Below are 7,125 nucleotides of genomic sequence, written 5' to 3'. Positions count from 1 at the left end.
CCAGAGGGTAAAAACTCGGTGGGGCCGATAATATTTACATTTAAATTGCGATAAGCATTCCCATAACCGCCAATGGGCATTGCGCCTATTTCTACCTGTGGTTGTTGTTGGCGCAATGCTTTCAGTATTTGAGCAGCATTAAGATCTTCTCCATGCCCATTGCTGATAAACAAAACTTTTTTTGGTGCTATTTGTGATTTTATATTATTCATTTTTAAACGTAGAGGATGTTGCAATAATAGCTGACCTAGTTTATAAGTTTAGAATACAAGTTTTCGGTCTGAATTAACATCCGATCGAGTCCAAAGTACCGTTCGTATCTTTGTCTGCCATTGCGGGCAAATTCATCGACTAATTCTGGTCGATCGAGTAAATATTGCATTTTTTTAGCTAAAGCATCTACATCTTTAGATGGAATTAAAAATCCAGTTTTACCATCAGCAATTTGTTCGGCAATTCCACTCACATCTGTCCCAATAGTTGCTTTGCTTTGTGCCATTGCCTCTGCAACTACTAAACCAAAAGGCTCTTGTAGCGATGGCAATACAAAGAAATTAAATAAGCTCGTTAGTTCTGGCAGATCGTCGATATATCCAGCGAAAATCGTGCGATCTGCAATCCCTAACTCTTGAGATTGTTGCTTGAGTTGCTGTTCTAATTCGCCTACACCTGCGATAACTAGACGTAAATTTGACTTACCTTGTGCCACTTTAGCAAAAGCTTGCAATAAGTACGTCAATCCTTTGGCTTCTGATAACCTAGCTGCCGTACCGATAATGGTTTGCGTTAACGGATCTAAATTAAATCTCTCGGCTAAAGACGTTACTTTAGCTCGATCGAGTATTGGTGTCGGTACGCCATTATAAATCATTTCTAGTTTGGCAGGATTCATGCCAAATTTGACTAAAATATCGTACTCGGCTTGACAGATAGAAATTACGCGTGTCGCCCACAGATTGGCAAATAAACAGGCAAGACGGTAACTAATCTCTGCACTCGCTCCATGATAGCCATGTACGGTAAAAACGATTGGGAGATTGGGAAACAACAACCGCACGGGAATCATTAATTCGTGCGCGCCATGAACGTGAATTAGATCGATCGATTGACGTTTTTGAGCGACTTTAATTCCCGCAATTAGCTCTCGTAACCCTTTGAAAAAGTTTCGCTCCCAGGCTGTAAATTCACAATAATCGAGCTGTTGTGCTAAAAAAGGTGGTAATCCTTTACCAGTTGGTGCCAGCAATGACACCCGATAACGATGTTGATACTCTCTTATCAGACTTAATGCCTGTCGTTCGGTGCCACCCTGATTTAGATAAGGTAAGATATAAACTACATGTTTTATACGCCCCATAATAATGTAGGGTGGGCACTGCCCACCAGTTAGGGTTTAACTAATATTAGTAAAAATTGTAAATTTAAATATCAATGAGGATAAAAATTATCTAAAATTCTGATAAATATAAATCTGGTTGTAAATAGCTAATGTAAACCGATATAGTTTCCTATATAAATTTATGTATGTTTAAATTTTATAGCTACTTTTGCAACCTTCGGGTACCCACGAGGGGCACCCCTACAGATTAATTATCTGTTACAGATATTTTGCAGACATTAGTATCGATTAAGAGGCATGAGCTTGCAATACACCTACGCTAGTTTGAATTGGAATGATATCTAACGTGTCGGGAGTCGCACAGAATTTGAGATCGTCAAAGCATTCTAGTCGCACCAATCGTTGTCCGTGACTGGCGAGATAAAACAAGTCCAACAGATTGTCCTTCCACTGTCGGTACAATGCGATCGAAGCTACTAGTTCATCATTACCAGCGATATCTGATAACGGCACGTTTAATTTAGTAATAATACTATCGGCGATCGCGCCAGCACAGACGGTATCTTCGAGCGAATAATCGCCCTCCCATCCCGATCCTACCATCCAGACTGTTTCTGGGTTCTGGTCGATGACATAATCGACGATCGCCTGACGATTGACTAAAGCTGCGGCGAGGACGATTTTGGCATCCTGAATCCGCTGTAAGGTGCGAGTACCATTAGTGGTGCTGATAAATAACCGTTTGCCACCTACTACCTCTGGCGTACAATCTAGCGGCGAATTGCCCAAATCGCAACCTGCTACTTTGGCTCCACCCCGCTCGCCACCGCGCAAACGTAATTCAGATGGCCATTTGTCACTCACTTCCATCAGCTTATCCATGTCGCTAAAAGCTTGAATTGCTTCGGCTCCAGACTTCAGTGCTGCGGCGATCGTCGAGGTTGCGCGTAGTACATCGATCGCGATCGCGCAGATAGGAAGTTCGTTTGCGGGAGTGCGTTCGGGAGTGTGGTAAGTATATAGTTTCACAATAAGGACAAAAATATTGCTGGTTCGTTAGGGTTGTTATTGACCCTATTCAATCTTAAGGCTAGTCGCACCCGAAAATTTCTAAACTACGGGCAAATGCGTTGGCGGAGCCTCTCTGGAAGAGAATCGATAGTTAGTCAATTGCGATGATATTAGCATACACAGGTAAATTAAATTCGTTACGGTCGCTTTTGCATAACCTCTGTGTTTATCAATCGATCGAATTGAGTTTTATCGCCATTAAAAACATTCAGATCTACTAGTGTCGGAATCCCAGCGACTCTACCACGTTCGCTATATTGCCAAAATTGCCACTGTTTACCATCGGCTAATATTGGTAGCTTATTAAAGCTATAAAAATCACTAATCCAAATCGGTCGATCGGCATAGCGATTCTGGAGATATCGATCGTAAAATTCGTGCGTAACGTACAAAATCGGTCGTTTATGATAGAACTTTTCAACGATCGCGATAAATGTATTTAACTCTGTTTCTAATCCAGCTTGTGTCGGTTGCGATTGACAATTGCCGCTAAATTCTAAATCGATAACTGGAGGTAATGTCCCTGGCTGTTTCGGTACTGTTTCGATATAGTTCTGAGCTTGTTCGCGTCCCGATTTGCAAAAAGTAAAGAAATGGTACGCGCCGACGATCGTACCTTGCTGCCTAGCCTGTCGCCAGTTATCTTGAAATCGAGGATCTTTAAAATTGCCCCCTTCAGTTGCTTTCATCAAAATAAAGTTGATGTTCGATCGATCTAACCGCGCCCAATCGATCTGTTGTTGATGGCTGGAGATATCGACTCCACGAATCGGAAATCGGTTGCGATCTGGATAATTGATATGACCGATCCCAAAATAAAATAATAGTCCTCCAACTCCAGTGATTGTCAATAACGAACAAAACAGCAAGACAAATAAAGATATTCTCCCAACCTGGGGAGATTTGAATAGAAAAAAATTGAGCTGCTTCATACTTGCCGAATTATCCGATGATTTTTAATTTTCACACCACAAGATTGCAGCCGTCTCTCCCAGCCCTGCTGATTGCCGATCGTTTTAGTTTCGGTATATAGTCCGGCTTTTTCTTCAGATTTAGTAAACTTAGCAAACTTCAAGTAAAGCGCATGATTTTCGCTCAAAAATGTTTCTTTGCGGTGAAGGATTGGCGGATTTTCCTGTTGGGAGTAGTCGCGAAATCGCAAACTCAAATCTCGTAAGTCGATGAGCATCGACCATGACAAGGCTGGATGTGCGATCGATTCAAAATTAGGATAATATAGATAAGAAATACAAGGCTTATCCGTATGAAACTTAATCAGGTTGGCATCTTCGGTACCGCCGATATTCCGGCTGGCACAACCTTCATAAAGTCGCAGTTTGGGATCGATTTCATTAAGCGCGGAAATATGTACATATAAAGCCGCAGGCAATAACTTACCGATTTTACTGTGCTGACAAGCTTGCTTAATTACCCCTGGTTCGCCAATCTTAAATAACAATCGATCGGCAACCACACAAGCCTCATCATAGCTACCAAAAAAAGCTTTAATATCCGCCTTCATTGCCGCAGATAAATTTCGTAAACTGCGTCTTTGCCCGAATTGAGATAGAGCTAAATAAACCTGTAAATCTAACGATCTTTGATAGGCGATCGCATCCCATTCAGCTTCATCAGTTGCCGTTAAAACGATCTGGAATGCCCGTTTGATACTGCCAAATTCGCTAGTCAATTCTGCTTCTGCTGCTAGTTCTCCCTTAATCGGAATGCGTCCCCGCTGACTGACAAATTCCATCAATGGAGAGAGTTGCACCTGATAATCTTCAAACCGTTTGCTCTCAACTCTAACGCGCGGCGTCGTCATCCGCGTATATAGTCTCGCCGCTCGAAAACTTTCGGCTTGAGATAGCTCGCGAAATACTAAAAAAATCCCCAAACCGATCGGAATAGCATCGACACTCAAAACTCGATCGATATATTCTTTTAATTCTACTTGTTGATAATACTTCTGAAAAGTATTGCGCTTAGTTAAAATACCATCGCCATAAGCTAACATCCCACTCAAATCGTTAACTAAAATCTGCGCCGCGACGATCAATACTCGCCCCGTCAATTCCCACGCATGACTTAAAGCTCGATCGCGTTCTACCGGATCTTCGATAACATTAATGATATAACTTAAATTGACAACATCTGCCGATCGAATCTCAACATCGGGGAAATAATACGGATCCCAACCTTCACAATCATACCCCTGAGACTTCAACCTTTTGACATCACCACCAATGCCACAACCATAGTCAAAAATACTAGTCTCTGTCGTAATAATACCCGACTCGATCGCCAACCGTACCGGACGAGATAGTTCCACCCGCGAGATGGCGGCGCGATGTCGTTCGACTTCTACTGTGCTCGGTATTTGAGACATGGGAAGTAGTTGATAGTTGATAGTTGATAGTTGATAGTTGTAGGTTGCTCAGAACGAAGTAAAAGTAGCTTTGTAGGGTGGGCACTGCCCACCATCTAGATTTCTGTAAGTTATAAAGATATGCCTAAAACGAATGTTCTCAATAAATGAAAACTAAAATTTATATTATCGATCGTATCTGAAACTTGAATGGTGGGCAGTGCCCACCCTACATTTATTACTCTTCTGGTGGGGAGGGCAGGTTTTGTTTGAGATCGATCGGTAAAATCAATATTAGCTAGCATAAACCTGCCCCTACAGATCCTTGTATTATTTACCGACTTGAATTAACTCGACTTTATAGCCAGTCGGATCTTCAACAAAAGCAATTACTGTCTTGCCGTGTTTCATCGCGCCTGGTGCGCGAACTACTTTGCCGCCTTTAGCGGTAATTTCATCGCAGGTAGCATAGATATCATCCACCCCGATCGCGATGTGACCGTAAGCATCGCCGATCGTGTATGCTGATGTATCCCAATTATGGGTGAGTTCGATAACCGAATGGTCGGACTCATCGCCATAGCCGACAAAAGCTAGCGTAAACTTGCCATCTGGATAGTCTTGTTTGCGGAGGAGCTTCATGCCCAGCACTTCGCAATAGAAGCGGATCGATGCTTCTAAATCGCCAACTCGCAGCATTGTATGTAATAAACGCATAGCTTTAAATGCCCGATTTACAAAATTTGGTGACTAAACTTGCTAACTAAGGTGTCTTCAGGTCGTATGATAACCTGTTGGCAGCGATCGTTGCCACGGAACGAATGATCGGGGTGTCAAGCTACATTATTTACGAAAAGATCGATTACCTACGGTAGGCTACGCCAACGAGATCGAAGGATGAGGGAACAACTATGAATATGCCAGATATGGCAATTGCGGAAATCAGAGCTAGAGAGATTCTCGATTCTCGCGGTCGCCCGACAGTAGAAGCAGAAGTATACTTAGCCAATGGTGGATTTGGGTTAGCTCAAGTCCCCAGCGGCGCATCGACAGGCAGTTTTGAAGCCCACGAATTGCGGGACGACGATCCCAGTCGCTACGGCGGGAAAGGCGTCCTCAAAGCTGTGGCGAATATTCAAGACAAAATCGCGCCAGCGGTGGAAGGAATGGATGCGTTCGATCAAATCGCGATCGATCGAGCAATGGTGGAGTTAGATGGTACGCCCACCAAGTCTAAACTGGGGGCTAATGCTATTTTAGCCGTCTCGCTCGCTAATGCCAAAGCAGTATCTAACGCGCTGGGAGTGCCGATTTATCGTTACCTGGGCGGCCCCTTAGCCAACCTATTACCCGTACCGCTGATGAATGTCATCAACGGTGGCGCACATGCAGCCAATAACATCGACTTCCAAGAATTCATGATCGTCCCCGTCGGTGCGACTTCCTTTAAAGAAGCCTTGCGCTGGGGAGCCGAAGTATTTGCCTCTTTAAGCAAAGTTTTAGACCAAAAGGGTCTCCTGACTGGCGTTGGTGATGAAGGCGGCTTCGCGCCCAATCTAGAGTCCAATCAGGCATCATTAGAGCTGCTGATTGCCGCGATCGAATCGGCTGGTTATAAACCGGGCGAACAGGTCGCGCTAGCTCTCGACGTAGCAGCAAGTGAATTTTATAAAGATGGTAACTACATCTACGATGGCAGCAGCCATACCCCAGTAGAGTTTATCGACTATCTCGCCGATCTCACCAGCAAATATCCGATCGTCTCGATCGAAGATGGTTTACACGAAGATGATTGGGCAAACTGGCAACTACTCACCCAAAAAATTGGCTCCAAAGTCCAACTAGTCGGCGATGACTTATTCGTGACTAATTCCACCCGCTTGCGCCAAGGTATCGACCAAAAATCAGCCAATGCCATTTTGATCAAACTCAATCAAATCGGCACCTTAACTGAAACCCTGCAAACGATCGACCTCGCCACGCGAAACGGTTTCAAATCGATTATCAGCCATCGCTCTGGCGAAACCGAAGATACCACCATTGCCGATCTCGCCGTCGCCACTCGCGCCGGACAAATCAAAACTGGTTCTCTCTGTCGCAGCGAACGCGTCGCCAAATACAACCGTCTCCTCCGCATTGAGGATGAATTAGGCGATTTGGCCATCTATGCAGGTTTAGAATAATCGATTCGGCAGAGCCGACGATCGACGATCGAATTGTATAGATTCGATCGAGTATGAGGAGGGGCAATTGATAAATTGCCCCTCCTTTTTTACGATGGTATGTACACCAGTTAATGGTACATACACTTGTTATTTGAGTTACTGAGTAGATCTACCCACCCCGCCTA

General features: G+C 43.9%; 6 protein-coding genes and 1 pseudogene. 1 reads left to right on the top strand and 6 read right to left on the bottom strand.

All coding sequences use genetic code 11. From position 1 onward, the window contains the following. The 6 genes and pseudogenes from C7B77_RS19860 to gloA form a co-directional block, all read right to left on the bottom strand. Positions 1 to 212: pseudogene (locus C7B77_RS19860) on the bottom strand (lipid-A-disaccharide synthase-related protein); the annotation flags it as partial. A 35-nt stretch (positions 213 to 247) separates the two neighbouring features. Then, positions 248 to 1,357: a glycosyltransferase family 4 protein gene (locus tag C7B77_RS19855; RefSeq protein WP_106308806.1), complete on the bottom strand. Its 1,110-nt coding sequence runs from the start codon at positions 1,355 to 1,357 to the stop codon at positions 248 to 250. 270 nt (positions 1,358 to 1,627) lie between these two features. After that, positions 1,628 to 2,368: a 2-phosphosulfolactate phosphatase family protein gene (locus C7B77_RS19850; RefSeq protein WP_106308803.1), complete on the bottom strand. Its 741-nt coding sequence runs from the start codon at positions 2,366 to 2,368 to the stop codon at positions 1,628 to 1,630. A gap of 179 nt (positions 2,369 to 2,547) precedes the next feature. Beyond that, positions 2,548 to 3,342 carry a glycoside hydrolase family 25 protein gene (locus tag C7B77_RS19845; RefSeq protein ID WP_106308800.1) on the bottom strand — a complete coding sequence of 265 codons (795 nt, stop codon included), beginning with the start codon at positions 3,340 to 3,342 and terminating at the stop codon, positions 2,548 to 2,550. Further along, on the bottom strand, positions 3,339 to 4,796 hold the full coding sequence (locus C7B77_RS19840) for a DNA phosphorothioation-associated putative methyltransferase (protein ID WP_219892213.1): 1,458 nt from the start codon (positions 4,794 to 4,796) through the stop codon (positions 3,339 to 3,341). The genes C7B77_RS19845 and C7B77_RS19840 overlap by 4 nt, the downstream gene beginning before the upstream one ends. Before the next feature lie 309 nt (positions 4,797 to 5,105). Next, a complete protein-coding gene (gloA, locus tag C7B77_RS19835) occupies positions 5,106 to 5,492 on the bottom strand; it encodes a lactoylglutathione lyase (RefSeq protein ID WP_106308797.1) in 387 nt (128 codons plus the stop codon). A gap of 200 nt (positions 5,493 to 5,692) precedes the next feature. Here gloA and eno point away from each other — a divergent pair, with 200 nt between their 5' ends. After that, positions 5,693 to 6,958: a phosphopyruvate hydratase gene (gene eno, locus C7B77_RS19830; RefSeq protein ID WP_106308794.1), complete on the top strand. Its 1,266-nt coding sequence runs from the start codon at positions 5,693 to 5,695 to the stop codon at positions 6,956 to 6,958. Positions 6,959 to 7,125 lie beyond the last annotated feature (167 nt).

Source organism: Chamaesiphon polymorphus CCALA 037 (assembly GCF_003003845.1).
In the GTDB taxonomy this organism is placed as follows: domain Bacteria; phylum Cyanobacteriota; class Cyanobacteriia; order Cyanobacteriales; family Chamaesiphonaceae; genus Chamaesiphon; species Chamaesiphon polymorphus.
This window is presented reverse-complemented; position numbering and strand designations above follow the sequence as displayed.